23 protein-coding genes are annotated in these 25,908 nt (G+C 58.1%); 10 read left to right on the plus strand and 13 right to left on the minus strand.

The window, feature by feature from the left end; all coding sequences use genetic code 11:
• The first annotated feature begins 7 nt into the window (after positions 1 to 7).
• Positions 8 to 793, plus strand: coding sequence for an HAD-IIB family hydrolase (locus GV827_RS14380; RefSeq protein WP_328823156.1), 786 nt, complete (start codon positions 8 to 10; stop codon positions 791 to 793).
• A gap of 11 nt (positions 794 to 804) precedes the next feature.
• A complete protein-coding gene (locus GV827_RS14385; protein WP_164354514.1) occupies positions 805 to 2,025 on the plus strand; it encodes a glycosyltransferase family protein in 1,221 nt (406 codons plus the stop codon).
• On the opposite strand, the gene GV827_RS14390 is transcribed toward GV827_RS14385, so the two are convergent.
• The 8 genes from GV827_RS14390 to GV827_RS14425 all read right to left on the minus strand — a co-directional run bounded on the left by GV827_RS14390 (position 2,022) and on the right by GV827_RS14425 (position 10,603).
• On the minus strand, positions 2,022 to 3,770 hold the full coding sequence (locus tag GV827_RS14390) for a sugar phosphorylase (protein ID WP_164354515.1): 1,749 nt from the start codon (positions 3,768 to 3,770) through the stop codon (positions 2,022 to 2,024). The genes GV827_RS14385 and GV827_RS14390 overlap by 4 nt on opposite strands.
• 165 nt (positions 3,771 to 3,935) lie before the next feature.
• Positions 3,936 to 4,361, minus strand: a complete 426-nt coding sequence (locus tag GV827_RS14395) for a GlcG/HbpS family heme-binding protein (protein ID WP_164354516.1) — start codon at positions 4,359 to 4,361, stop codon at positions 3,936 to 3,938.
• Positions 4,362 to 4,446: 85 nt separating this feature from the next.
• Entirely contained in the window at positions 4,447 to 5,664 is a 1,218-nt protein-coding gene (locus GV827_RS14400; protein WP_164354517.1) for a CaiB/BaiF CoA transferase family protein, read from the minus strand.
• Positions 5,649 to 6,434, minus strand: coding sequence for an enoyl-CoA hydratase/isomerase family protein (locus GV827_RS14405; RefSeq protein ID WP_164354518.1), 786 nt, complete (start codon positions 6,432 to 6,434; stop codon positions 5,649 to 5,651). The genes GV827_RS14400 and GV827_RS14405 overlap by 16 nt, the downstream gene beginning before the upstream one ends.
• Positions 6,431 to 7,711, minus strand: coding sequence for a TRAP transporter large permease (locus GV827_RS14410; protein WP_164354519.1), 1,281 nt, complete (start codon positions 7,709 to 7,711; stop codon positions 6,431 to 6,433). The genes GV827_RS14405 and GV827_RS14410 overlap by 4 nt, the downstream gene beginning before the upstream one ends.
• Positions 7,711 to 8,277, minus strand: a complete 567-nt coding sequence (locus GV827_RS14415) for a TRAP transporter small permease (RefSeq protein ID WP_164354520.1) — start codon at positions 8,275 to 8,277, stop codon at positions 7,711 to 7,713. Before GV827_RS14415 ends, GV827_RS14410 begins: the two co-directional genes overlap by 1 nt.
• A 111-nt stretch (positions 8,278 to 8,388) precedes the next feature.
• Positions 8,389 to 9,369 (minus strand): TRAP transporter substrate-binding protein, encoded by a 981-nt coding sequence (locus GV827_RS14420; protein ID WP_164354521.1) that lies wholly within the window; start codon positions 9,367 to 9,369, stop codon positions 8,389 to 8,391.
• A 76-nt stretch (positions 9,370 to 9,445) separates the two neighbouring features.
• The gene (locus GV827_RS14425) at positions 9,446 to 10,603 is read right to left on the minus strand and encodes a pyridoxal-phosphate-dependent aminotransferase family protein (RefSeq protein WP_164354522.1); all 1,158 of its coding nucleotides are present in this window, start codon (positions 10,601 to 10,603) and stop codon (positions 9,446 to 9,448) included.
• Positions 10,604 to 10,757: 154 nt separating this feature from the next.
• On the opposite strand from GV827_RS14425, the gene GV827_RS14430 reads away from it, so the two are divergent.
• The 6 genes from GV827_RS14430 (at position 10,758) to GV827_RS14455 (ending at position 18,939) form a co-directional block, all read left to right on the plus strand.
• Positions 10,758 to 13,655 (plus strand): FAD-binding and (Fe-S)-binding domain-containing protein, encoded by a 2,898-nt coding sequence (locus GV827_RS14430; RefSeq protein ID WP_204325903.1) that lies wholly within the window; start codon positions 10,758 to 10,760, stop codon positions 13,653 to 13,655.
• Between the two features lie 13 nt (positions 13,656 to 13,668).
• Complete coding sequence (locus GV827_RS14435; protein ID WP_235930370.1) at positions 13,669 to 14,364, plus strand: GntR family transcriptional regulator; 696 nt, start codon at positions 13,669 to 13,671, stop codon at positions 14,362 to 14,364.
• A gap of 235 nt (positions 14,365 to 14,599) precedes the next feature.
• Positions 14,600 to 15,649 carry a peptidase M29 gene (locus GV827_RS14440; RefSeq protein WP_164354523.1) on the plus strand — a complete coding sequence of 350 codons (1,050 nt, stop codon included), beginning with the start codon at positions 14,600 to 14,602 and terminating at the stop codon, positions 15,647 to 15,649.
• 17 nt (positions 15,650 to 15,666) lie between these two features.
• A complete protein-coding gene (locus GV827_RS14445) occupies positions 15,667 to 16,974 on the plus strand; it encodes an acyl-CoA dehydrogenase family protein (protein ID WP_164354524.1) in 1,308 nt (435 codons plus the stop codon).
• A 4-nt stretch (positions 16,975 to 16,978) separates the two neighbouring features.
• Positions 16,979 to 18,268, plus strand: coding sequence for an alpha/beta fold hydrolase (locus tag GV827_RS14450; RefSeq protein ID WP_164354525.1), 1,290 nt, complete (start codon positions 16,979 to 16,981; stop codon positions 18,266 to 18,268).
• Positions 18,265 to 18,939 carry a TetR/AcrR family transcriptional regulator gene (locus GV827_RS14455; RefSeq protein WP_164354526.1) on the plus strand — a complete coding sequence of 225 codons (675 nt, stop codon included), beginning with the start codon at positions 18,265 to 18,267 and terminating at the stop codon, positions 18,937 to 18,939. The genes GV827_RS14450 and GV827_RS14455 overlap by 4 nt, the downstream gene beginning before the upstream one ends.
• A gap of 33 nt (positions 18,940 to 18,972) precedes the next feature.
• Here GV827_RS14455 and GV827_RS14460 read toward each other — a convergent pair whose 3' ends face one another.
• From GV827_RS14460 to GV827_RS14480, 5 genes are all read right to left on the minus strand, one after another.
• Complete coding sequence (locus tag GV827_RS14460) at positions 18,973 to 19,854, minus strand: isocitrate lyase/PEP mutase family protein (protein WP_204325904.1); 882 nt, start codon at positions 19,852 to 19,854, stop codon at positions 18,973 to 18,975.
• Between the two features lie 4 nt (positions 19,855 to 19,858).
• On the minus strand, positions 19,859 to 21,133 hold the full coding sequence (locus tag GV827_RS14465; protein WP_164354527.1) for a TRAP transporter large permease: 1,275 nt from the start codon (positions 21,131 to 21,133) through the stop codon (positions 19,859 to 19,861).
• Positions 21,130 to 21,627 (minus strand): TRAP transporter small permease, encoded by a 498-nt coding sequence (locus GV827_RS14470; RefSeq protein ID WP_164354528.1) that lies wholly within the window; start codon positions 21,625 to 21,627, stop codon positions 21,130 to 21,132. The genes GV827_RS14465 and GV827_RS14470 overlap by 4 nt, the downstream gene beginning before the upstream one ends.
• Before the next feature lie 58 nt (positions 21,628 to 21,685).
• Positions 21,686 to 22,678 carry a TRAP transporter substrate-binding protein gene (locus GV827_RS14475; RefSeq protein WP_164354529.1) on the minus strand — a complete coding sequence of 331 codons (993 nt, stop codon included), beginning with the start codon at positions 22,676 to 22,678 and terminating at the stop codon, positions 21,686 to 21,688.
• 124 nt (positions 22,679 to 22,802) lie between these two features.
• On the minus strand, positions 22,803 to 23,696 hold the full coding sequence (locus GV827_RS14480; protein ID WP_164354530.1) for a LysR substrate-binding domain-containing protein: 894 nt from the start codon (positions 23,694 to 23,696) through the stop codon (positions 22,803 to 22,805).
• Between the two features lie 172 nt (positions 23,697 to 23,868).
• Here GV827_RS14480 and cuyA point away from each other — a divergent pair, with 172 nt between their 5' ends.
• Positions 23,869 to 24,906, plus strand: a complete 1,038-nt coding sequence (cuyA, locus tag GV827_RS14485; protein ID WP_456243346.1) for a D-cysteate sulfo-lyase — start codon at positions 23,869 to 23,871, stop codon at positions 24,904 to 24,906.
• Positions 24,907 to 24,940: 34 nt separating this feature from the next.
• Positions 24,941 to 25,900, plus strand: a complete 960-nt coding sequence (locus GV827_RS14490) for an ABC transporter substrate-binding protein (RefSeq protein WP_164354531.1) — start codon at positions 24,941 to 24,943, stop codon at positions 25,898 to 25,900.
• The last annotated feature ends 8 nt before the right edge of the window (positions 25,901 to 25,908 follow it).

The following is a 25,908-nucleotide window of genomic DNA, read 5'->3' on the forward strand; positions in this document are numbered from 1 at the left end:
ACAAGGCGTGATTACCAAACTGCCGCTGCTTGTTTTTACCGATCTTGACGGGACGCTGATTTCCCATGCCGACTATCGTTGGGATGCGGCGAAACCTGCGCTGGATACCTTGAGGGCCATCGGGGCCGGGATTGTCATGGCCAGCAGCAAAACCGCGCCAGAGATCATCGCGCTGAGACAGCAGCTTGATCTTGAAGACTGGCCTGCGATTGTTGAAAATGGTGCCGGTGTGCTCGCACCGAACAGTCACGCCTCCCCTCCGACTGATGAATATTTGGCAGTGCGCAGCACGTTGAACCAGATACCCGCGAACCTGCGCCGCCAGTACCGCGGATTTGGCGACATGGACGTGGCGGAAATTGCGGGGATTACGGGGCTGACTGCGGAGGCTGCCGCCCTTGCGGCGCAAAGAGCCTTTTCTGAGCCGGGAGTTTGGTCAGGCACCCCCGAAGAGCGCAAAGATTTCTTGGCCGCACTTGCGCAGCACGGCGTAATGGCGCGCGAAGGGGGGCGGTTTCTGACCCTGTCTTTTGGACAGACAAAGGCGGACAAGATGGCGGAATTCATCGCAACATACAGCCCAAGGCATACCGTTGCTCTTGGCGATGCCCCGAATGATGTGGAAATGCTAGAGGCGGCAGAGTTCGGAATTATAGTTGCAAACCCTCATCGCAAGCCGCTGCCATTGTTGGATGGCGAAAGGCACGGCCGTGTTGTCCGGACCACGCTTGAAGGCCCAGAAGGCTGGAACAAGGCGGTTTTGGAGCTAATTAGTATACTCGAAGTGACGTAAGGAAGACCCACATGGCCGATTTCCATCAGAACGGAAATATTGCGACACTGCATAACCTCAGGACGCGGCCCATCGTTGAAATGACTTACGAACTTGAGACGTTTGCGCAAAACAAGAAGATGTCATTGATCCTGCCCTGTCTGTACTCGGAGCTGGAAACGGACGCGATGCCACGCATCTTGGACGAGTTGTCCAAGGTCACTTATCTGCATCGCATCATCATTGGTCTTGATCGCGCGGATGAAGCTCAATTCCGCCATGCCAAGAAATTTTTCAAAGGGCTGAACCAGAACCATATCGTCATTTGGAATGACAGCCCACGTATGCTGGAACTTGGGGCGCTTCTCAAGGAAATGGGGCTTGCCCCCAAGGAACAAGGTAAGGGCAAGAACGTGTGGTCAGCCATGGGCTACCTGATTGCCTGCGAAGACAGCGACGTGATGGCGATCCATGATTGCGATATCGTGACCTACACCAATGAGTTGCTGGCGCGTCTGATCTATCCGGTCGCGAACCCAAGTTTTCCCTATCAGGTCGCCAAAGGATATTATGCGCGGATCGGCAATGAAAAGCTGAACGGGCGCGTGACGCGGCTTTTGGTCAGCCCGCTGCTCATTGCGCTCAAGCGCGTGGTGGGTGACCGGGACTACATCGATTATTTGCGCAGCTTTCGCTATCCACTGTCAGGCGAGTTCGCGATGCGGACGAACATCCTGCCTGACCTGCGCATCCCTTCCGACTGGGGCCTTGAGATTGGGGTGCTGTCCGAGGCCTGGCGCAATCTGGCCCCCAAGGCCGTCTGTCAGGTTGAGATCGCCGATGCCTATGACCACAAGCATCAAACCCTCAGTGAAGAAGACGCGAATGCCGGGCTGAACCGCATGTCCACCGACATTTGCAAAGCAATCTTTCGCAAGCTTGCCGCCGACGGCACTGTGTTTACGGCGAATGTCTTCCGAACATTGAAAGCCACCTACTATCGCTGCGCGCTGGACCTGCTAGAGGCCTATTACAACGATGCCAGGATGAATGGCGTGAGCATAGATCGCCATGCCGAAGAAAGCGCGATCGAGCTGTTCGCGGAAAACATCATGCGTGCGGGCCATTTCTTTTTGGAAAACCCGCATGAGACACCATTCATTCCGACGTGGAACCGGGTCCATGCGGCTGATCCAACGTTCCTCTCCGCCCTGCGCAAAGCCGCTGCATCGGATGAGGCTGAATTCGCCTAACGCCGGTTGGTGATCCACATGCATTGGTATGGTAACAATGTGATATCCTCGGCGCTGGCATCAATAGACGCATTGCCGATCAGGTCAAACCAATCCTGATCCTCGATCAGGTTGATCGCGGCCGATGGAACCGTCACATGGTCATCACTGACGTTATGCAGCGCGAAAATGGATTGATGGCGATCAAGGCTTTGCCGCCAAATTCCGAAAACCCTGTCATCATTCAGATTGACGGTGAATTGCGTTGCGTTGGGATGGAACGCGGTCTGCTTTTTCCGCAACTTCAGGCGTGCCGACAGATCGTCCAAGACCCGCGCTTGGGGGCTTGCCGGGTCCGCCAATAGTTCGCGCAATGTGGGATAATCCCACCGGTGTCGATTGATGGCGCGATTCATACCACGGTGTTCGACCTGCCCATGATCGTTCGGTGTGGCCAGCATGGCGTGAATGTAGAACGCCGGAATACCCTCCAACGACATCACGATGGTCTGTGAACAGATGAACCGGGCATGGTGATGTTCATCCACCCCTTTAAAGGTACGGGACAAGGCATCATAGAAGGTGGTGTTCAGCTCATAGGGGTTCTCGCTGCCGTCAGGGAGGGCACGCATGGACACCAGCCCACCGATCTCTTTCACCGTTTCGATCATCTGCTGTTTTTCATCCTCAGGCAGCAATCCTTCGGCAGGGCGCATCCCGATGCCATCATGGCTTGCGGTGAAGTTCAGATAGGCACAGCCCATGGGCGCGGGCGGCATGCCCCTTTGCCAGCGCCGCAGATATTCGCCGTTGCCTGACATCATCGCGTGCAGGATCAGCGGCGGCAGTGGGAAATTGTAGATTGCGTGCGCCTCTTGGCCATTGCCGAAGTAGCTAAGGTTTTCGGCCTTGGGCACGTTGGTTTCGGTGAGCAGGATGATGCGTTCGGATGCGTAGTCACACAGCAGGCGCATCAGCTGGATGATCGCATGGGTCTGCGGCAAATGAATGGACGGGGTGCCGACCTCTTTCCACAGGAAAGCCACCGCATCCAGCCGGACGATCTGCACCCCGTTATCGACGTGCAAGCGGATGATGCGCAGGAATTCAAGCAGCACTTCAGGGTTGCGGAAATCCAGATCAATCTGGTCATGGCTGAAGGTGCACCAGACATGGCGCGGCCCATTTGCGGTTTCGACCTTTTTCAGAAGCGGTGTCGTGCGGGGGCGAACCACCTGCGACAGGTCGTCATCCGGCGACGCCTCAAAGAAAAACCGGTCATAGGAGGGCTGCCCCTGCAGGTAGGCGTTGAACCAGCTGCCCTGGCTGGACACATGGTTCAAAACGAGGTCGGACATCAGCGTAAATTCACCCGCGATCCGGTTGATATCGGGCCAATCGCCAAGCTGAGAATTAACCGACCGGAAGTCAGACACCGCGAACCCATCGTCGGATGTGTAGGGAAAGAACGGCAGAATATGGACGCTGTTCAGTGTTCCGCTGAGGTAAGAGCACAGGAAGTCATACAACAGGTCCAGCGGCTTGTGCGCACCGTCAATGATCGAATTGCCATAGGTGATCAGCAGTGCGTCCTGTTCGGACCACAGCTTGTTTCCGGAGACACGTGCGCGCTTGCGGCGGGTTGTCCCCTCGGGCCAGAAGGCGTCAATGACCATGCTTGAAAGGATGTCAGCGTCAACATCGGGATAGATTTCGCGCAATAAGCGGGCGATCCTTTGGCCAAGAAATCGCGAACGTTCTGTCATGTTTAGAAAGCCTTGGCTGCAAGAGATCACTGAAAGGCACTTAAACACGTCCGTTTGCACAAGGCGAGATCGACTTCCGCGCAAAAACGCCCGCGTCAGAGCCCTTGGCTTGTGACAGGCAAGGAACAGGCAAACTGTCTAAGGATTAAACGCCGGACAAATTCGTCAGCCCCCGTCCGCGACAAAACCCGCCTTTTCAATCGCGGCAATCGCGCAGGCCTCATCATTGTCGGAGTTATCACCGGTGATGCCCACGGCCCCAAGGATCACACCGTCTTTCTTGATCAGGACACCGCCCGCTACGGGAACAAGCGATCCATCCGACAGGGCATTCATGGCCTGAATGAAGAACGGCTCAACCTTTGCCCTTTCGTACAAGGCCCGCGACCCAAGACCCATCGATACCGCGCCGCGTGCTTTGCCTTGTGCAATTTCCGGTCTGAGCAAGCTGGTATTGTCCTCACGTGCCAAGGCCACAAGGGCACCCGCGTTGTCCAGCACGGCGACTGTCAAAGGTTTCAGGCCATTTTCCTGACGCCATTCAAGGCATGCGCTGATGATGGACTGGGCTTGCTGCAGAGTGAGGGTCATGGGCGGCTCCTTTTCTTCGATCGTTCAGGGATGGGCTTTGTGCAGGCCAAATAACGGACGGGTGAGCGCCCATCCGGAAAACAACTCAGGACGCGATAACGGCTTGAGAGGCGATCAGCGCGTCGATCTGGGCGGCGTCATAGCCGATCTCGGCCAAAACCTCGCGGCTGTGCTGCCCCAGCAGCGGGGCTGCCTGAGCGACTTTCGCAGGCGTGCGGCTGAACTTGACCGGATGGCCGATTGTCTCAACCTTGCCTGAGGTCGCATGATCCACCTCGACGATCATTTCGCGTGCGCGGGCCTGAGGGTCGGCATGCATCTCAAGGATATCATTGACCGGCCCGGCAGGAAGATGGGCCTTTTCCATACGATCAAGCCAGTTTTCGGTCGTATCCTTGGCAAGGTACCCATTCAGGATTTCAATCAGCGCAGGCAGGTTGCGCATCCGGTCGGCGTTCGAGCAAAACCGTGGATCATCGTTCAGCTCGGGTGCTGCGATGACATCCAGAAAGCGCAGCCAGTTGGCCTGATTGGCAGCACCGACATTGATCCAGCCGTCGCTGGTCTGAAACGCCTGATACGGCGCATTTAGCGGGTGGGCCGAGCCAAGGGGTTCCGGCTTGTCGCCCGTCGCCAAGGCGATTGCGGATTGCCAGTAGGTTTGCACGATCGCGGCCTCGAACAGGGAGGTATCAACCTTTTGTCCGCGCCCGGTTTTCAGCGCGTTGGCATAAGCCGCCGACACACCCATCGCGCCCAATATCCCGGCGTTGATATCCGAAATCGGGGCCGCAACCTTGACCGGGGGCCGCCCCGGCCCCTCTCCGGTGATCGACATCAGGCCAGACATGCCCTGCGCAATCAGGTCAAACCCGCCCCGGTCGGCATAGGGGCCGGTGCGGCCAAACCCAGAGATTTCGCAGTAGATGAGGCGTGGATTGACCGCAGCCAGATCCTCGTAGGACAGGCCGAGTTTCTCCATCGTGCCCTTACGGTAGTTCTCGATCACGACATCAGCGTGGGCAAGAAGCTTGCGCAGGATCTCTACCGCATCGGGGTCCTTGAGGTTGAGCGAAATACCGCGCTTGTTGCGGTTCATCATCATGTAGGCAGCGGCCTCACCGCCGATTTCGGGTGGCACGAACCGTCTGCTGTCGTCGCCTGTGGGCTTTTCCACCTTGATGACGTCCGCCCCCATATCCGCCAGCATCAGGCCGCAGACTGGTCCCGCCATGATGTGGGCCAGCTCAATCACGCGCATCCCGCTGAGAGGGCCGGACTTCGCGCTCACTTGCCTGTCCATTCAGGTTTTGTCTTGCCCAGGAACGCTTCCATGCCGATGCGAAAATCATCGCTCATATAGCAGGAGATGATCAGATCATCGTCATCCACCTTTGCGGCAGCGCGGTTGCGGCGCAGTGCCTCTTTCGTGGCCCGCAAGGTCAACGGTGCCATGGCTCCTACTTTGGCGGCAAGCTCGGCGGCGCGGGCTATCAAGGTGTCTTCGTCAGGCAGGATTTCACTGACCAATCCGACCGACAGTGCCTCGTCCGCTTCGATCAAGCGGGCGGTAAAGATGATCTCGCGGACACGTCCGGCCCCGATCAGTTCGGACAATCGCGCAAGGTTGCCTGCGGCCAGACAGTTGCCCAACGTGCGTGCAATCGGGAAACCGAACTTGAGGCTGGCCGACGCGATCCGTATGTCGCAGGCCGCGGCGATGGAGCCCCCTCCCCCCGTGCAGGCCCCGTTGATTGCGGCGATGGTCGGCACCGGACAACGTTCGACAGCTTCAAGAACCGCATCGATCTGATTTTCATAATCCAGCGCATCCTGCGGGGTCTCGAAAGCGCGGAACTGGGTCATGTCGGTACCGGCCGCAAAGGCCTTGCCGCCTGCGCCTGAAATGACCACGGCACGGACAGACCCATCGGTTGGCATTTCCCGACACAGTTGAGCCAGACGTTCGTACATTCCGAAGGTCAGCGCATTGCGGGCCTGTGGCCGCTGAAAGGTGATCCAGAGGACACCATCGCGCAGCTCATCGGTGATCTCGATTGATGGGTCAGTCATCGGTAGAAATACTCCACTAGGAACATCGGTACTGACGGCACGTAGGTACACAGCATCAGCACCGCCAGCAGCACACCAACGAACCAGATATTGACCTTGGACACTTCCCAAATGTTGGCGCGCGCGACCGAACAGGCGGTGATCAGAACCGATGCGACAGGCGGCGTCTGCTGTCCGATGGCAAGGTTCAGGGTGACGACAAGGCCGAAATGCACCGGGTCAATCCCTGCCGCCGTGATCAGCGGAATAACGATTGGAATAACCAGAATGATCGCCGCAGCGGAGTGCAGGAAGAATCCGATGATCAAAAAGAAGAAATTGAGAATCAACAGGATCGCCCATTGCTGGGTCGTGATGGACAGGATGCCTTCGGCCAGTTGCTGTGGAATTTGCGCCCGGGTCAGGAACCCGCCCATCAGCACCGAGGCCGCGACCAGCAGCATGACAACCGCCGTCTGGATACCCCCGTCCAGCATAGCGCGGCGCAGGTGCGAAAAGTCGAGGTTTCCGTACCACGCCGAGACAACAAGAGACGCCAGCACGGCCAGACCTGCCGCTTCGGTTGCCGTCACATAGCCGCCAAAGATGCCGCCCAGAATGATCACGGGCAATGTGAAGGCGGGCAAGGCATCCATGAAGGTTTCGCGCAGGCGGGCAAGGCGAAATGCGTCTTCGGTGGGGAAATTGTACCGCTTGGCAAAGAGGTATGCGACCAACATGAGGCCCCCTGCCCCCAAGAGCCCCGGCACGACGCCCGCGACGAACAATTGTTCAACGGAAGTGTTGGCCGAGGCTGCATAAAGGATCATCGGAATCGACGGGGGAATGATGATGGCAAGCGACGCCGAGGACGAAGTGACAGCGGCAGAGAATTCCTTGGAATAGCCGCGCTTTTTCATCTGCGGGATGAGGATGGACCCCATGGCCGCCACGTCGGCCACCGCAGAGCCAGAGATTTCAGCAAAAAACAGCGAAACCCCGATGTTGACCATCGCCAGTCCACCACGGATGAACCCAATGATTGCACTGACAAAGTTGATCAGCCGGTCGGTGATGCCGCCTGCGTTCATGATCGCTCCGGCCAGCACGAACATCGGAATAGCGATCAGGGAAAACTTGGTCGATCCGTCGTACATGTCCAGCGCGATGGTCACCAGACTGTCCGTACCTTCAGTGAACAAAAGGCCCAGCACGCCGCACATGGCCAGCGCGACAGCGATCGGGATGTTGATGCAGATCATGATCAACATCGCAGCGAAAATTCCAGCCATCAACATCAGGCGCGGTCCTTATTCTTTTCAAGCTCGGCTTCAACCTCTTCCTCGATCTCGGCATGCTCAAGCGAGATGCCGCCAGCCGTCAGCTTGAGGTATGCCGGAAGGCTCAGAAGCTGGCAGATCATGAAGAGGATTGCACCGATGGGGATAACCGACTGGGTGAACTGGATGGGTACCCAGGTGAGCGAGATCAGCGTATCGCCTGCCAGAACTTCCAGAACCTGCAAACCTGCCCGCGCCATCAGGAAGAAGAAGATCAGGACAATCGCCTCCCCCAGCAGAACAGCAGCGATGCGTGCCCGTGCCGGGATGGCCAGCAATACCGTGTCAAAGCCGATGTGACGTCTGTGCAGGGCAGCCAGCGCCGAACCGTAGTAAGTAATCCATGCCAGCATGATCGCGGCAACTTCGTCGTACCAAGAGAAGCTTTGGCCCAGCAAACGGGCGAGAACCGCGGCTGTGACGACTAGCGTCAAAAGGATCATCAGGCTGATGGTGATCCATTCAAGAACCCGGCTGAGCGCACGGTTAATCCGTGACAGCGTTGGGTAGGCTTCGTTTTCCATGCCGGCTGACCTGTTGGGTGTCGAATGTGTGCCCGCGCCCAAGGGCGGAGCGAAATGTATGGTGGAGCGAGTGAAAGCGCGGCAGGACCAGCCCTGCCGCGCCTCAGAATATTAGCCGGATTTGCCAAGGCCGAGGACGGTGTCGATCATGTCCTGACCACCTTCGACTTCATCCGCGAACTGCTTGTAGATGGGCTTGGAGGCTTCGATGAACGCGGCCTTGTCTGCTGTGTTCACTTCGACGCCCGCATCTTCGATCACCTTCAGCAGGCTCGCTTCCAACTCCGCTGCCTTTTCATAGGTGAAGTCCTGCGTCTTGTTTGCACAATCGGTCAGACCTGCCTGCACATCCGCATCCAGACCGTCATATTTCTTTTTGGACATCAGGATGTAGGCAGGCGTGTAGACGTGTCCGGTGACCGAAAGATACTTCTGCACTTCCTGGAATTTGGCCGAGGCGATCTGCGCGTATGGGTTTTCCTGACCGTCGATCACGCCGGTCTGCAGTGCGGTAAACACGTCAGAGAAGGCCATTGGCGTCGGGTTCGCACCGTATTCCTGGAACATCTTCAGGCGCCATACACCGTTCGGCGTGCGCAGTTTGATGCCTGCAAGATCGGCTGGCACATTGATGGGGCGCACGTTGTTGGTGATGTTGCGGAAGCCGTTTTCGGCCAGACCAACGATGTGATAGCCATTTGCGTGGGCCGCATCCTGAAACACATCCATCATGGCACCTTGTACGCGGCGCATGTGGTCGCGGTCAGAGATGATGTAAGGCATCTCGAAAATGCCGAAGGAATCGTCAACCGAAGACATCACCGATGACGGCAACGAGAAATCGACCTGACCCAGCTTGAGCTTTTGCAGCAGTTCCTTGTCCTTGCCCAACTGCGACGAGCCAAACGTCTGAACCTCGACCTTGCCGCCCATCGCTTCGTTGACGCAGGCAGCAAAATTGTCGACCGATGCCTCGAATAACGAGCCGGGCGCACCGACGTGTCCGAACTTCATTGTCATGTCGGCGGCAAAGGCGCTTGTGGCCATGCCGACGGCGGTTGTTGCTGCGAGTAGTTTTGCGATTACTTTCATCAGGTTCTCCTCCCAGAGATTTGCTGTTGGTATGCGTTATTATTATTCATCGTCCCCTTTGTCGGGGACTTCGGTCTTAGCTCAATTGGGCCATCGCTGCCTGTACGCCACCGGTTTCATGCGGCACGTTCGCCTGTTTGAGGCCCATTTCGACACCCGCCAAAGTCGCGACAAGCATCAGATCGTTGAAGTCCCCAAGGTGGCCGATCCGAAAGACCTTCTCCGCCACTTTGGACAGGCCGTTCCCCAAGGATATATCATAATGCTCAAGCGTCGTTGCGCGGAATGCATCTGCGCTGTGGCCTTCGGGCAGCTTGACCGCCGTCAGGACACCACTTTCCTGACCTTGCGTTGCGCAAAGCACCTCAAGACCCCAGGCCCGCACTGCCGCACGGGCCGCAGCACCATGCCGTGCGTGGCGGGCAAATACGTTGTCCAGCCCTTCTTCATGCAACATATCGACGGCTTCATTCAGACCGTAGAGAAGATTGGTTGCCGGCGTATAGGGAAAATAGCCGTTCTTGTTGGGACCCACCATTTCGGCCCAGTCCCAATATGACCTTTGGAGCTTTGCCGTTTTGTTTGCCGCCAATGCCTTAGCACTGGCCGCATTGAACGACAGTCCCGGCGGCAGCATCAGACCCTTTTGCGAGCCAGAGACAGTAACATCGACACCCCATTCATCATGCCGGTAGTCAAGTGAAGCCAAACCGGAAATCGTATCCACCATGAAAAGCGCTGGATGATTGGCCCTGTCGATGGCCTTGCGCACCTCTGCGATGGGGGACACCGAACCGGTCGAAGTCTCATTATGAACAACGCAGACCGCCTTGATCTGGTGTTCCTTGTCTTCGGCCAGATAGGCTTCGATCTTTTCGGGGTCAGCGCCGCCGCGCCAGTCCCCTTCGATGAACTCGGCCTGTAGACCCAGCTTTTCCGCCAATTTCTTCCAAAGGGTCGCAAAGTGACCCGTCTCAAACATCAAGACCCGGTCACCCGGTGAAAGCGTGTTTACCAGCGCCGCCTCCCATGCACCTGTGCCGGAAGCCGGATAGATGAAAACGTTCTCTTCGGTCTTAAAGATCGTCTTCAACCCGTTCAGGGCACGCAGTCCTACCTTGGCAAAGTCAGGTCCGCGATGGTCGATTGTCTGTTGCCCGATCGCACTTAGGATGCGGTCTGGCACCGCGCTGGGTCCGGGGATTTGCAGGAAGTGGCGGCCAGCTTTTCTCATGACAATCGGTCTCACATTCAGAGTGCTTTGGCTCGCCAAGGCAGGCGCCTTGGGTCACCGAATTTGCTTTTTTGTTGAACCAGCGTAATTTTGAATTCATAATTAAGTCAATCGAAATTATTTCATTTCCACCCTCAATCGCACTGGATGAATCATGTCCCAGCTCTCCGCCGCCCTGCAGAAACGCGTTCAGGGCGACGTCATGTTCGACACCTTTTCGCGCGGGCGATACGCGACGGATGCGTCGCTCTACCAGATGATGCCATTGGGCGTTCTGTCACCGAAATCCGAGGACGACATTCGGGCAGCAATTGACATCGCGGCTGAGCAAAAGGTGCCATTGCTGGCGCGTGGCGGCGGGACATCGCAGTGCGGCCAGACCGTGAATGAAGCGCTTGTTCTGGATAACACACAGTATTTCAACGATATCCTTGAGCTGGACGTAGAGGGTCGCAGATGTGTCGTGCGCCCCGGCATTGTGCTGGATGAGTTGAACCGTGCGCTCAAGCCACATGGCCTATGGTTTCCCGTCGATGTGTCAACGGCATCGCGTGCAACGATCGGGGGCATGACTGGCAACAATTCCTGCGGCGGAAAATCCCTGCGCTACGGAATGATGCGTGACAATGTGCTGTCGATTGATGCGATTATGGCAGACGGCAGCAAGCACCACTTTGGCCCGGTGGGCGAAACATCCTCCGCCGCCTTTGCCGCGCTGACAGATGATTTGCTGCGGCTTGGCGCCCGCGAGGCCGCCGAGATCGACGCGCGATTCCCCAAGGTGATGCGCCGCGTTGGCGGATATAACATCGATGCTTTGGTGCCCAAGGACATGCCAGCCAATCTGGCCCATCTTCTGGTCGGGTCCGAAGGCACGTTGGCCTACTCAACCGCGATTGAGTTAAAGCTCTGGCCGATCCTGTCGGAAAAGGTTCTGGGGGTCTGCCATTTCCCGACTTTCAATCAGGCGATGGATGCCGCACAGCATCTGGTGACCCTCAAGCCACAGGGCGTTGAACTGGTTGATGCCACGATGATCGCCCTCGCCCGCGACATCCCCATGTTCCGTCAGACAATCGAAGAGTTTGTGACCGGAAAGCCTGATGCGTTGCTTTTGGTAGAGTTTGCAGAGGAAGACCCCAGCCTGCATCCGCAAAAGCTTCGGCAGCTTGAAGAGATGATGGGCGATCTGGGGTTCTCTTGGTCAGGCACCGGCAAGAACTGGGGCGGCATGACCGCCGTGCCAGACCCGAAAATGCAAGCGCGCATCGCCGATCTGCGCAGTTCGGGGCTGAACATCATGATGTCGATGAAGGCTGAGGGGAAACCCGTGTCATTCGTCGAGGATTGTGCAGTCGAGCTGCCGGACCTTGCAGATTACACGGCGGGCCTGACGGACATTTTCGATAAGTACGGAACGCGAGGCACATGGTACGCGCATGCCTCGGTCGGCTGTCTTCATGTACGACCGGTTCTGAACCTCAAACTTGATCAGGACGTCAAGAAAATGCGCGCCATCGCCGAGGAATGCTTTGATCTTGTCGCGAAATACAAAGGCTCTCATTCCGGAGAGCACGGCGATGGGCTGGTGCGCTCAGAGTTCCACGAAAAAATGTTCGGCGCACGCATGGTGGAAAACTTCCGCGAGGTGAAAACACGGTTTGATCCCACGGGGTTGTTTAATCCGGGCAAGATTGTTGACGCGCCGAAAATGGATGACCGCAGCCTGTTTCGCTACAGCCCGGATTACGACGTACCCGAATTCGAGACAAAGCTCGACTGGACCGATTGGCCCGGCAGCGGCGGCGGTTTTCAGGGTGCTGTCGAGATGTGCAACAACAACGGGGCCTGCCGCAAGCTCAAGGGCGGCGTGATGTGTCCGTCTTTCCGGGTGACCCGTAAAGAGCAGGACCTGACGCGGGGCCGTGCAAACACGCTGCGGCTCGCAATCTCGGGACAACTTGGGCCTGATGCGCTGACGTCGGACCAGATGGCCGATACGATGAAGCTTTGCGTCTCGTGCAAGGGGTGCAAACGGGAATGCCCGACCGGCGTTGATATGGCACGCATGAAGATTGAGGTGCAATCAGCAAGGGCCAAGAAACACGGCATCAGTTTTCACGACCGGTTGGTCGCCTATCTGCCGCGCTATGCGCCTTGGGCCGCGCGCCTGCCGTTTCTGGCGAACCTGCGTAACACGCTGCCGGGATTTGCCAAATTGACAGAAAAACTCACCGGCTTTACGGCGACACGTGACTTGCCGACATGGAGCGCAAAACCTTTTAAGGATGCCGAAGTTGCAAACACTGCCGCCCCCAAAGCGGTCCTGTTCGCCGATAGTTTCAATCGCTATTTTGAGCCGGAAAACTTGCGCGCAACGGTCAAAGTTCTGGCGGCGGCAGACATTCCGGTCCAAGTGGCGTCCGCGCCCAAGGGGGAGCGGCCCTTGTGCTGTGGTCGGACCTTTCTGTCAGCTGGGTTGGTCGAAGAAGCCAAGCAAGAGGCACAAAGGCTGGTGGACGCCCTGTTGCCCTATGCGCAGCAAGGTCTGCCGATCATCGGGCTGGAGCCCAGCTGCCTGCTGACCCTGCGTGATGAAATACCCGCGCTGCTGCCCGGCAAGGACACGGAGCTTTTGGCCCAGCATGCGCGCATGTTGGAGGAATACATCGCCGATCAGGAAGACAACCCTGACTTCAACCTTCCGCTCACGTCGCCCGCCCCCAAGGTGCTGCTGCACGGGCACTGCCATCAAAAGGCGATGGGGGTCATGTCCAGCATCGAGAAAACCCTGTCTCGGCTGCCCGATACTGAGGTTGAAGTGGTTGAGACAAGCTGTTGTGGCATGGCTGGCGCATTTGGGTATGGTGTGGAAACACATGAAGTGTCGCGGAAAATGGCGGAGTTGGACCTCGCGCCTGCTGTGAGGAAGGCGGACGAAGATACATTGATCGTTGCAGATGGCACATCATGCCGCCACCAAGTGGCCGATACGACCGCGCGCAAGCCCATCCATGTTGCGCGCCTTCTTGAACTTGCCCTGCAAAAGTGAGGTTTGGCCACTAATGATGCATGCGACACAATCCGTCCAGACGATCACGCGAAAGTCCCTCCATCACGAACTGGTGGACAGGTTACAGACGTTGATCATCAATGCAGAATTGGCGCCGGGGTCCAAGGTCCCTGAAAAGGTGCTGTGTGATCAGTTCGGCGTCTCACGGACCCCGCTCAGAGAGGCGTTAAAGGTTCTCGCCTCTGACGGGTTGGTGCGGCTGGAGCCGAACCGGGGCGCTTGGGTCACGCAGGTCACCGAAGAAGAAGTCGAAGAGGTCTTTCCTGTGCTCGGCGCATTAGAGGCTCTTTCGGGGGAGTTGGCCTGTAAACATATCACGGACCCGGAAATCGAAGAGGTTCGTGCGCTGCATGACCAGATGATGCAGAGTTACGAGAACCGCGATCTGGACGCCTATTTCAGCATTAATCAGAAGATCCACCGCGCCATCCTGCTTGCTGCCAGAAACAGGACGTTGACGACGTCCTGTCAGGCCCTGTCCTTGCGGATGCAGCGGGCGCGGTACCTGGCCAATATGACGGAAGGCCGCTGGTATGACGCGGTGCAGGAACATGAGAAAATCCTCGAATTCCTGATTGCACGGGATGGTGCGAATTTGGCGTCGACCCTGCTGCAACATATGGATGCCAAGCGGGCGTCGGTTGTGAAATGGCTTCAGACGCGCGAGGCGGCGACTGACGTTCAGTGACAGATGGTTCGGATCCAGATGTAGTGCGGCACCTCTACCTAGCGACTTTCGGATGAGCCATTCCCCCTGCTTCTTCCGCGCTCTGACTGTTAGAAAATCCCCTGCGCTGCGAAACCGGCAGCCAATTCTTCTCGCGTTGTCGGTGGGCCTTGGTCGCAGACTGAGTGCAAAGTTTTCCTTGACAGAATCGCAACTTGCCCAAAAACTTAACTCACCAGTTAAGAAAAGGCATGCAATGCTACAGGAACGGATCGAGGGGAAATGGCTGGCATCCTTCCGACGTGTGTTCGCGCTCAACGGGATCGGCAAAGGCACCACCGTTGCACTCATCTACGAAACGCAGTCGCGCCCCGTGCTCGCGCATCTGTCTGAACTTGCACTCTACGATCTGGGTGCCGATTTCTGTATGTTGAAGATGGTCACACCGCCGCAGACCGCCCCTGTCCCGGTCAAGGGAACAGGCACCTCCTTAGCTGTTCAGGGCAATCGCGCCGCAATCGAAGCGATGAAGCAGTGCGAGATCGTCGTTGATTGCACCGTCGAAGGCATGATCCACGCCCCTGAGTGGCCCGAGATCGAAGCCGCCGGTGCGCGCATTTTGGTTGTCACCAATGAACACCCGGAAATCCTTGAGCGGACAGAACCTTTCGCGGAGTTGGGCCCAAAGGTGGACCTCGGCGTGCAGATGCTGCGGGAGGCGTCAGAGATGCATGTCACCTCGGCCGCCGGAACCGACCTGATCGTTGATCTGACCGATGCCCCCTGCGGAGGCACTCCGGGCTTTGGCACAACGCCGGGCCATGTGGCGCATTGGCCGGGCGGCCTGTGCCTTGCCTTTCCGGGCACCGATTGCGTGAATGGTCGGATTGTCATGGATGTGGGCGACATGAACCTCACGTTCAAAAGCTACCTGACCAGCCGGATCGATTTTACAGTCGAAAATGACTTTGTCACAGATATCAAGGGCGACGGTTTGGATGCGGAATTGTTCCGCGACTACATGGCGGCCTGGGAAGACCGGGATGCCTATGGTTTCAGCCACGTGGGATGGGGGATGAACCCGCGCGCGCGCTGGGTCAGCGGCGCTCTTTATGACAAGCGCGACATGCAGGCGGTGGAATTCCGCGCCTGGGCCGGGAACTTTCTATGGTCAACCGGCGCCAACCAATACGCGGGCCGGTTCACCGAAGGCCACTTCGATCTGCCGATGCGCAACTGCACCATCGCATTGGACGGCAAAACGGTCGTGAAAGAGGGCGTCCTGCAAGGGGATTTGGCGCTCTGACGCGCCGGGAGGAAAACATGAGCACACCTGCTGACTACTACGATTTGAACCGCATCCGCCCCGAAGTGCTGGCTGTGCTGAACCGCATCAACGAGATGGGGCCGACGTTCGCGGAACGTGCCTTTGCCATTGATGAGGCGGCAAGCTTTCCGGTGGAGAACTACAGAGATTTGGCGGCAGAAGGTCTGATGACCCTTACAGTGCCCGAAGAATACGGCGGTCACGGTTTCAGCCTTGGTGAATATGCGATGGTCGGCGCGGAAATCGGCAAGTATTGCGGGGCCACAGCACTGACGTTCAACATGCACAATTCCACGATGATGTGGGCGCGTTTCATGTACGAAATGCCACATCTGACCGAGACAGAGCGCGCCGCCTTTGCCCCCTTGCGCGAACGGCAGTTTCGGCGCGCGGTCAAAGAACAGGGGATCTATTCCCAGCCAATCTCGGAAGCGGGCCAGAACTGGACCTCGAAACCTGCGCAGACCCAATGCCGCAGGGTCGAAGGGGGCTGGAAGATCAACGGGTTCAAAAAGTTCGCCTCACTTGCCGGGTATTGCGATTACTATTCCATCGTCTGCACCGAAGTCTTTGACGGACAAGATCCGCGCCACGAGGACACGATGAACTTCATTGTGCACAAGGATGCCGTGGGGCTGTCCGTTCAGGGGGACTGGGATCCGCTGGGGATGCGCGGCACTAATTCCCGCGATCTTGTCCTCAAGGATGTCTTCGTAACCGAAGACGACCTGATGATGCCGCCGGGGATCTTCATCAAGACGCTGCCGAATTATCCGCATATGATGGCGACGCTGACGCCAACCTACATGGGCGTGGCGCAATCCGCCTTTGATTTCACGGTCGCCTATCTGCGGGGCGAAGTTCCGGGGCACCCCCCCATTGACCGGCGCATGTTCACCACAAAGCGGCTGGCAGTGTCCAAGATGTACGCGCGGCTTGCCCCTGTGCGCGCGCTGTGGTGGCAGGCGTTTATGGAGGCCGACGCTTTTCCATCGCAGGCGCAGGTGCTGCGCATGTATGCCGCCCAGTACAACGTGATGGAGGCCGCTCAGGAAATTGCGGCCCTTGCCATCCGCACCTGCGGCGGCCAGTCGATGCTAAAATCACTGCCCTTGGAACGCATCTACCGCGACAGCCGCTGCGGTGCGCTGATGCTGCCCTATACGTCTGAGATTATGGAAGACTATATGTCCGTGCTCACACTCTATGACGTCGATGAATTCGATGATGCACCGGGAGATGAGCACGGTGCGCGCACCTCGCTCTGGCGTGGCGCGGCAGAAATGCCACTGGCTGCGGAATAGCGTCTTGCCCCGTCTCACGGTTCAAAGCCACAAGCTGATCAAGGCGACGCCTGAGCAGGGTTGGGCCGTGGTGCGCGACTTCTGTGCGCCTTGGCATCCGGCAATAGAGCGTATGGCGGCAGAGCGCGGTGTACGCGGCGGGCTGGTGCGCCGTTTCGAAGTGTCGGGCGAGGAAACCATCTATCGTGAGCGGCTGACTTACTTCAGTGATAGCGAAAGGGTCATGGCCTACAGGCATCTCGATGGCATCGCAGGCGTGGATCATTACGACGCGCGAGTGGTGATCGCGCCCGCGGCAGAAGGAGCAAGCGTAACGATGCGGGCGGACTTCTTTGCCCCTGCCCCGCGCGCGCAGGAAATTGCCGAAGGCACGCAGGTGATTTTCGATACGGGCACCAAGGCGATTGCGGCGCAGGCAGCAACTGCATCGCCATGGTCCCTTGCCGAGACATCCCCGGCGACCGTGCCAATACAGATCGTCGAGATTGACAGCCTGCCCCGGCTGGCGCTGAGTACGGCGGGCGGTAGTGGTGACACGCTTTGCCTTTTTCTGCATGGGATTGGTGGCAACCGGACAAACTGGGACCAGCAGCTTGCCGCCGTTGCAGGGCATTGCCCGGTGGCCGCGCTGGACCTGCGCGGTTACGGCGACAGTTCATTAGGCGCGGCGCAGTCTACGGTCGATGATTACTGTGCCGATATTTTGAGGGTGATGGATGTGCGGGGGGCGAAACGGTTGATCCTTTGCGGGCTTTCCTATGGCGCCTGGATCGCCACCACCTTCGCGATGCGCCACCCCGAGAAATTGGCCGCACTGATCCTTTCCGGCGGCTGTACCGGCATGTCGGAGGCCGGACCCGATGAGCGCGAGGCCTTTCGGTTAAGCCGCGAGGTGCCGATGAATGAAGGTCAAACACCGGCTGACTTTGCCCCATCGGTGGTCGAGGTGATCGCGGGGCCAAAGGCCAGTGCGGAAGACCGGGCGACCTTGCACGCCGCGATGGCAGCGATCCCGACAGAGACCTACGCAGATGCACTGCGATGTTTCACCAACCCGCTGGAGACCTTCGATTTTGCGAAGCTGACAATGCCTGTCCTGTTGATAACCGGAGAGCATGACCGCCTTGCCCCACCCGCCGAGATCAAGCGCGTTAGCGAACGCATCTGGGATGCGTCACCCGAACCCGATGTGCGATTTGAGGTGATCAGCGGTGCGGGCCACGTCTGCAACATCGAAAAACCGGGGGCGCATAACAGCATTCTGACGGAGTTCCTGGCAAGGGTGTTGCCATGAACCAGTTGTCGCGCCGCGAGCGAAACCGGCTGGAGCGGCAAAACCGCATTCTGGATGCTGCGATCAAGGTCTTTGCCGAGGCTGGTTTTCCGGGCGCATCGATGGACGAAATCGCCCGCCAGGCTGGCTTGAGCAAACCGACCCTATATCAATATTTTACCAGCAAAGAGGCGCTTTTTGAGGCGATGATGGCCGCCCCCCGCGAAGGAATGATGCTGACCTTTGATGACGCGGCCAACCCGGACATGGTCGCGCAGTTGCTGCGCTTTGCATGGTCCTACGCCGAGACAGTCATGCGGCCGGAGTTCCTGTCACTGGCCCGGCTGATCATCGGTGAGGCACAAAGGTTTCCAGACCTGGGGCGGGACTATCAAGCGTCGGGGCCGGATCAGGTGCTGCAGGGTTTGATAGCCTTCATGGAGGCGCAGCGCAACGCAGGACGTCTCGTCTTTGACGATGCAGAACTGGCGGCAGAGGATTTCTGGGGCCTGATACTGTCGGCCCCGCGGAACCGGGCGCTGCATATCCCGGACACAGACGTCAGCCGCGCGTCACTGGCGCGGTACATCCATAACGGATTGCGGGTCTTCCTGAGGGCCTATTCTGCGCAGCCGGATCAGGATCTTGCGCGTCTAGACAGGGCAACTGTTGCCGAGACGGCGCAAAACTGAAACCGGCTCACTCTCGGAATTGAAAAGTAGGGACTAATCGATGTCACGGCGGGCAGACACGTATTTCTCCGACTCTTCATAGTAATCGTCAAAACCGATCCGTCTGCGCAGTTCGACAAAATCCATCTGTCCGGGCCGCGCATCATCCCGCATCGATCGCAACGATGTCACCATCGCCTGCATCGCAGCCGCCATCAGCGAAAGAGGATAGGCCGCGATGGCATAGCCGATCTCGTGCAGTTCAGCATTGGGCAGATCAGGCGTCGCACCGCCCTCGACGATGTTTGCCATCTTTGGTCCGGGCAATGCCGCGCAGACCTCGCGCATCTCCGCTTCATTCTGAGGTGCTTCGACGAAAAGGATATCGGCACCCAGTTCGGCGAACATGGCGGCCCGGTCGATGGCTTCGGCCAGCCCGTGTTCATGCCGCGCATCGGTGCGGGCAAGGATCAGGATATCGCCCCCCTGCGCGCGCAATGCCTCGCGCGCATCCACGGCGGCGCGGATACGATCACAGGCCTCATCGCGCCCGACAACAGCTTTGCCCGGCGTGTGGCCACAGCGTTTGGGCGCAAGCTGATCCTCGATCATGACTGAGGCGCAGCCAGCCTTGGCGAAACCTGTCACGGTACGGCGCACGTTCATAGCGTTGCCATAGCCGGTGTCACCATCTCCGATCAGCGGGATATTGATGGCATCTGTAATGTTGCGCGCCTGATCGACGACTTCACCGTAGCTCATCAGCCCCAGATCCGGCGCGCCGATCCGGCTGGCCGAGGCGGCAAACCCGGACATGAACGTAAGATCATAACCTTCCTGCTGGATCAGCTTGGCCGACAGCGCGTCGAAACAGCAGGGCATAACGTGGCATTTATCCTGCGCAAGCAGGTCACGAAGAGTTTGGGCTGGGGTCATTATTCTACCACTTGAAAGGAATGTAGAGGACAAGGTCCGGGAAGATATACAGCACGGCAACCGTGACCAGCATCAGCACAAGGAACGGCCAAACGCCGCGCGCAACGTTGCCCAGTGTTGTTTGTGCCACGGACTGGATCACATAGAGGTTCAGGCCAACCGGCGGCGTGATCAGCGCGCATTCGACCATGATCACCATATAAATACCGAACCAGATGGGATCAAAGCCAAGTCCGAGCGCTGCGGGCAGCAGAACCGGGGTCATGATCAGGATCATCGAAAGCGCCTCGAACACCAGCCCCATCAGCAGCAGCACGATCGACACCACGATGATGAACATCACCGGACCGTCGATGGTCTGGGCAAGGAAGGCCGAGATATCCTGCGGGATACGGTATAGCGCGATAGCTTTGCCAAAGACTTTGGCGCCGGCAACGATCAACAGGATCGCCACCGTGGTAATCGCGGATTCGCGGACAGCCTCCCAAAGGTGTGCCCAGGTCATGGAGCGCAGCCAGAAGGTCGTTATCAGCAGCGCTGCCGCAAATCCGACTGCCGCAGCCTCGGTTGGCGTGAAGGCACCAGAGTAGAGACCCACAATAACAAGCGCGGCCAAAGCAACAGAGGGCAGTGCCCGGGCCGAAGCCGTAATGCGTTCTTCCATGGTGGCTTTGGCAACCGGGGTATAGCCGCCGGAGAGACGCGCGTGCAGCATGGCAAAGACGACAAAGAGCGTGACCAGCAAGAGGCCGGGACCAATCCCTGCTAAGAACAACGCGATGACGGATTGTTCGGTGACGAACCCGTAGACGATCATCGGGATAGACGGCGGGATCAGGATCCCCAATGTTCCGCCTGCGGCAAGCAGTCCGTAAACGAACCGTTTTTCATAGCCCCTATTGATCATTTCAGGGATCGCCACGGTTCCGATCGTGGCCGCCGTTGCAACCGACGACCCTGAGATGGCCGCGAACAGAGCGCAGCTCAGGATGGTGGCCACCGCCAGCCCGCCGGGCCAATGCCCGACCCAGGCCTGCACAGCTGCAAACAGATCGCGTCCGACGCCGCCTTTGAGCAGCAGATTGGACATCAGCAGAAAGAGCGGCACAGCCAACAGAATGAAGCCATCGAGCGTTGACAGAATGGATTGCGGGGCCATCAGCGGAGAGAAGCCGCCAATCAACAGCATGCCAAGACCCATGCCGCCCAGCGCAAAAGCCACCGGCACACCGATCAGGAGAAGGGCAAAAAGCGTCGCCAGTATCAGAATTATGGTCATTCGTGTGTTGCCCCAAGACTGGTGGTGTCAGAGCCGCGCAAGCCGATCAGTTCTACAAGCGCCTGCAGGGTCAGCAGGGCAAAGCCCAAAGGCACCGATGCTTCGGCGATCCAGACAGGCAGGTTCAGCAAAGAGCCTGTTGTGCGGCCGCGCACGAAGCTGTCGTGAAAGATCTCGTAGCCCCAGAACGCGACGATCCCGGAAAAAACGATAACAACGACAAGTGCGATTGCGGTACATACCTTTTGCGCGGCATGCGGCAACAGCCCGGTAACAGCGTTCACAGTGATATGGCGGCGCAGGGTCAGCAGATGCGCCATCGCCAGCAAGCAACCCCAGATCAGGCAAAGCTGGCTCAGTTCAGCCGCCCAGATGGTCGGGCGGATAAAGAAGTATCGCGCAATGACCTCGTAGGTCAGCATCACGCCCGTTGCCGCCAGCAAAAGCGCGGCTACGACACAGGCGAATCGGGAAACAGCGGTTATGAATGTCATGACATGAAAAGGCGGACGGCATGAGAGCCGTCCACCCTCTTTGAGTTGAGCATCAGGTTCAGGAGCCGGAATTCACGCCAAGAGCGTCGAGAATTTTCTTGCCGGCGTCCCCCGTCGCTTCGAGGTACCGGTCATAGACCGGCTTGGCCACGGCTTGCCACGCGGCCAGTTCTTCGTCGGTCAACTCGACAATGGTCATCCCATTTTCTTCGGCAGCGGCATAGGCATCCGCTTCGATCTGGGACATCCGGTCACGCACGTCGTCCTGTGCAACCTTGGCTGCGTCACGGATGTGGCCCTGCGTTTCCGCGTCCAGACCGTCCCACCAGTCGCTGTTGACCACGACGACGAATTCGATATCCGCATGGTTGGTCTTGGTAATGGTATCCATCACTTCCCAAAGTTTGCGAGACTTGACGCCGGACACCCCGGTCATGCCGACATCCACCGTACCGCGCTGGTACGCCAGATATTGTTCAGACCCGGAAATCAGCGTTGGCGCACCACCGGCAGCAGTCACGAAGTCGCCAAGCGTCTTGCCAAAGACACGGGCCTTTTTGCCTTTCATGTCCGCGGGTGTGCGGATCGGGCCGCCTTGAGACAAAAGGATCGCCCCGCCATAGGCTTGCCAATAAAGCACCTGACCGCCCGTCTTTGCGATCTCAGCCTCAAGAATTTCGCGCACTGGTGAGCCTTCGGCCACCGCAGCACGTACTTTTTCCTCAGTGTTGAAAAGGAATGGCATGTAGAAAACATCCACCACCGGCGCATCACCCACGTAGCGCGTCAGAGAGGCAACACCCGCCTCGATCGAGCCGGACCCGACAGCGGCAGGTACCTCTTTGTCCTTGTAAAGGGTCGCGCTGTCGTAAATCTCAACGTCAATCGCGCCGCCTGTCCGCTCTTCTACTTCCTCTTCAAATAGCACCAGATTTTCACCCAAGTGACTGGTCAGCGGCAGCTGCAGCGATATCCGCATCTTTTCCTGCGCAGCAGCGGCAGTGGCCATCAGCGATGCACAGACGGCTGCGGCGAGTGTTTGCTTGATCATTCTTTTTCCTCCCGTTTGTTCAACAGAAGCAGAGTACAAATCGCGGGAGCTTTGGCAATTGCTTTCACAACTGACGCTGGTTTGGCTTGCTGTAAACCCTGTCGGTACAGACCGTTTTAGCAGGTTATGGCTGCGGAACTTTCCAGCTTTTAAGCAATTCTGCGGATGCCTCGTGCTTGATGTCTGCATAGACCGCGACATCAAGCCGTTCGCGTCCATAGCGATTGGACAGCGATATCAGTTCACCGCTCTCAATTTCACGGTGGATCATGCTGTACGGCAACCAGCCGACCCCGATCCCTTTGAGAACCAGTTCCTTGATGCCACTGGAAAAGGCAGTTTCGCAGACCGGGTTCCCGCTGAGCCTTTGTGTTGAGAAGGACCGCTCCCCGGTATCCAGCACCTCGCCGAAATAGCTGTTGTCGGGATAGACAATGGCCGGCGTGTCTGCCGCGATCTCGCCCGTGTCCCTGACAGCGTAGCGCAACTGGCCGCCGACAACCGGCGTGAGGTAATCAATCCCGGACAGCTCGCGTTGAATAGCCGGGCCAAAGGGCAGCGGGTCTGCGTTCTCGGATTCGTAGCACAGCAACATGCTGGCATCACCGCGCAGGAACATGCTGACGCAATCGCGCAGGTTGCCCGCCCGAAGCCGAAATCTTAGTCCCGGAAAACTGCGTTTGGCGCGCAATGCCATGTCGGGAAAGGTTGAAAACACCGGCGCGTGCTGGGCCGCGATGGATACGGTCGAACTGGCAGGGTCGAATTTCGTAATTTTTGTGCGCAAATCCCGGATACGCGCGACAAGGGCGCGGATCTCGCTCTCGTTCGAAAGAAGGGCCGCGTTGATGTCAACGCGATTGGCACCGCGTTCCAGCACATCCACCCCCAGCCAGTCCTCAAAACTGCGAATTCGTCTTGAAAACGCAGGTTGCGTGATGTTTCGCCGAGCCGCGGCACGGGTCATGTTGCCCTCTTCCAGCAGCACCAGAACATCATCCAGCCATTGCATATCCATTTGGTTAACTCCACCAGCCAAAGAAATGGTATGAGCAGACCAAGCAAAAAGCATTATTTTTCTTCTCCGCCATTGGCGACACTTTGCCTCGACTCAAAGTGGAGGATGTCTGGGCGTGGCAGAAACTGATCAGATCGCAAATCGCGATGCGCAAATCTCACCCGAAATGACCATGAGCCTGTGCAAGGAGCTTTCGGTCGCGCTGTCCCGCTTTCCGAAAGTACGGCTGGGACATTTGCCCACGCCTTTGGAACCCATGGACCGGCTGAGCGAGATGCTGGGCGGGCCACGCCTTTGGGTCAAGCGGGACGATTGCACCGGCCTGTCATCGGGCGGCAACAAGACCCGCAAGCTGGAATACCTGATGGCGGACGCACAAGAGCATGGGGCCGATACCATCATCACCCAGGGTGCCACCCAGTCAAACCATGCACGCCAGACCACGGCGGCAGCGGCAAAGCTGGGCATGGGCTGTCACATCCTGCTGGAAGACCGCACCGGATCAAATGACCCGGATTATATTCTGAACGGCAATGTCCTGTTGGACCGGCTGCACGGGGCGTCCGTGTCCAAACGTGCGGGCGGCACGGATATGAACGCCGAGATGGAAAAGCTGGCCGAACATCTGATCGAAGATGGCAAGCGCCCCTACATCATTCCGGGAGGAGGCTCCAATCCGATTGGCGCGCTGGGGTACGTTAACTGCGCGCGCGAGCTGGCCGAGCAAGCCATGGGGATGGGACTGAACATTGATGCGTTGGTACATGCGACGGGCAGTTCTGGCACGCAGGCGGGGCTGGTTGCGGGACTGGCCGCCATCCAGAGCGATATGCACCTTTTGGGCATCGGGGTCAGGGCGCCGCAAGAAAAGCAGGAACAGATGGTGTTCGATCTGGCCCAGCGTACGGCGGACTACCTTGGCACAGGATTGAAGATTGACCGCAGCGAGGTGCGGGCCAACTGCGATTACGTGGGGCCCGGTTACGGTTTGCCGACACCGGGCATGATCGAAGCGGTCAAACTGCTTGCCCAGACAGAAGGGCTTTTGTTCGACCCGGTCTATTCCGGCAAGGGACTGGACGGGCTGATTGACCAGATCCGCAAGGGATATTTCGACGGCATGGACAACGTCGTCTTTCTGCATACCGGCGGCAGCGCGGCCCTTTTCGGCTATCCCGAAACTTTCGATCTGCCCGGATACACAGACTAGAAAACAAAAAAACACACAACAAGGAGACCAACATATGTCACTGAGGAAGACTTTGATCACAGCCACACTGCTGAGCGCCATCAGCGCACCTGCCTTTGCCGAAGAGGTCAAGATCGGCGTGCCGTCCTGGACCGGCGCGCAGGCGATTGCGCACCTGCTGGGCGCTGTCGTTGAGATGCGGATCGGTGGTACCGTGGAGTATGTCCCCGGCAACAACGCGACGATCTTTCAGGCGATGGATCAGGGCAAGGGCGACATCGATGTGCATCCGGATGTTTGGCTGCCCAACCAGGAAAGCTTTACCAAGAAATACGTGGACGAGGCAGGCACCGTGACGCTGTCCTCCAATCCTTACGAGGGCAATCAGGGCTTCTGCGTTTCCAAGGATTTCGCCGCAGCCAACAACATCACGGATATCGCCGATCTGGGCCGTCCCGATGTGGCCGCGCTGATGGACAGCGATGGCAACGGCAAGGGCGAGATGTGGATCGGCGCGCCCGGATGGGCGTCGGCCAACGTGAACGAGGTCAAGGTGCGCGATTACGGCCTGCTTGATTTCATTGAGCCGATCCGGGCTGAAGAGAGCGTCAAGACAGCACGCATCAAGGATTCGATCGCCAAGGGCGAAGGCTATGCCTTCTATTGCTACAAGCCGCATGCGGTCTGGTACATGTTCGACGTTGAGATGCTGAGCGAGCCGACGTTTGATCCTGCCAAGTACGTTATGGTCCAACCCTCCGACGATGCCGACTGGTATGAGAAATCAAGCGTTGCGACGAAGGATGCGCTGAAAGAAGTGCAGATCGCCTGGTCGAACTCTCTTCCTGAACGCTCGCCCGCGATTGCGGAGTTTTTCGAGCGGTTCGCGCTGACTGCCGATGACGTCAGCAACTTTGCCTATGAGATCAGCGGCAAGGGACGTGAGCCGGCTGAGGTTGCCCGCGAATGGGTCGAGGCAAACCCCGACCGCGTGGACGCTTGGCTGGGTCTCTGATCCGCCAT

Origin of the sequence: Sulfitobacter sediminilitoris (genome assembly GCF_010667575.1) — a bacterium.
GTDB classification, from domain to species: domain Bacteria; phylum Pseudomonadota; class Alphaproteobacteria; order Rhodobacterales; family Rhodobacteraceae; genus Sulfitobacter; species Sulfitobacter sediminilitoris.